The 1,663-nt window shown below is 70.3% G+C and carries 1 protein-coding gene; it reads left to right on the top strand.

Features of this window, described 5'->3' with window-relative positions; genetic code table 11:
- Window positions 1-125: 125 nt before the first annotated feature.
- Entirely contained in the window at window positions 126-1,502 is a 1,377-nt protein-coding gene (locus tag ACFYO0_RS46425) for an IS1380 family transposase (RefSeq protein ID WP_388688515.1), read from the top strand.
- Window positions 1,503-1,663: the final 161 nt, after the last annotated feature.

The following is a 1,663-nucleotide window of genomic DNA, read 5'->3' as shown; positions in this document are numbered from 1 at the left end:
TAGCCTCGCGCTTTCATGAAGCGGGCTGTCCGGCAGGCGGCCAGGAAAGCAGAAAGTGCCTCTGACCAGCAAGAATGAGGATTGTCTAGGTCCTTGTTCCTGCCACCGCCGGAGGCACTTCCCAGGTGAAGCACCCTATCGGGTCCTACCCCCGTGTCCGCGTCCAGGACGACGGCCGCCAGGTCGTCACCCAGGCCGGGTCGGTCCTGCTCGTAGAAACGGTCCGCAAGACGGGCCTTGGCCAGGCCGTATCCCAGGCTCTGGCTCCGTGGCGGAAGCCGCGGGCCGTCCACGATCCCGGCAAGATCCTCCTGGACGTCGCCCTGGCGGTCGCACTGGGTGGGGACTGCCTCGCGGACGTCGCCATGCTGCGGTGTGAGCCGGCCGTCTTCGGCCCGGTCGCCTCCGACCCGACCGTCTCCCGCCTGATCGACACCCTCGCCGCCTCCGGCGAGAAAGCCCTGCAGGCCATCCGGTCCGCACGCGCCGAAGTCCGGGGCCGCGTCTGGTTGTCGGCGGGCAAGAAAGCCCCGAACGCCGACGGACAGGTCACCGTCGACCTCGACGGCGTCCTCGTGATCGCGCACTCCGACAAGCAGGACGCAGCCGCGACCTGGAAGAAGACCTACGGCCATCACCCCCTGACGGCCTTCGTCGACCACGGACCGGGCGGAACCGGAGAGCCCGTCGCCACCCTCCTGCGACCGGGAAACGCGGGCTCCAACACCGCCGCCGACCACATCACCACCGCCCAACTCGCCCTCGCCCAGCTGCCCAAGCACTACCGGCGAGGACGGCAGACGCTGATCCGCACCGACTCCGCCGGCGGCACCCACGACTTCGTGTTCTGGCTCGCGAAACGAGGGCGATGGCTGTCCTACTCGGTCGGCATGACGGTCACCGAAGCGATCCACGAACACGTACTGAAGGTCCCCGCCTCAGCCTGGACCCCGGCCGTCGAGACCGACGGTGAGGCCCGGGACGGGGCCTGGATCGCCGAGCTCACCGGCAAGCTCCTGGACGGCTGGCCCAAGGGCATGCGGCTCATCGTCCGAAAGGAACGGCCCCATCCTGGCGCCCAGTTGAGGATCACGGACGCGGACGGCATGCGGATCACGTGCTTCGCGACCAACACCACCGGCCGACCGATCGCCGAACTCGAACTCCGTCACCGGCTCCGGGCACGGGCCGAGGACCGGATCCGGGCCGCCCGGGCCACCGGCCTGCGCAACCTGCCCCTGCACGACACCGCCCAGAACCGGGTCTGGCTGGAGATCGTCCAGATCGCCCTCGACCTGCTGGCCTGGATGCCCATGCTCGCCCTCACCGGCCGGGCGAGGCTCTGGGAACCGCGTCGCCTGCGGTTCCGCCTGTTCTCCGCAGCCGGCCAGCTCGTCACCACCGGTCGGCGCAGGATCCTTCGCCTCGCCCGGCACTGGCCCTGGACCGGCGAGATCACCGCAGCCCTTGAACGGCTCGCGCTCCTGCCCGACCCCGGCTGACCAGCAACCCACCGTCCCTGCGACAGCATCACCCGCCCCGGGCAGTGGAACCCGGCGCCCCCCGACGCGAGAGCCGGGCCGCCGGCATGCCCACCATCAGCTCCGGAAAGCGAAAGGGCCCAGCGACTCCGTCGGCGGACCCCGCGAAAGATCGAGACTAG

Source organism: Streptomyces sp. NPDC006365 (genome assembly GCF_042870755.1).
GTDB classification, from domain to species: domain Bacteria; phylum Actinomycetota; class Actinomycetes; order Streptomycetales; family Streptomycetaceae; genus Streptomyces; species Streptomyces xiangluensis.
This window is presented reverse-complemented; position numbering and strand designations above follow the sequence as displayed.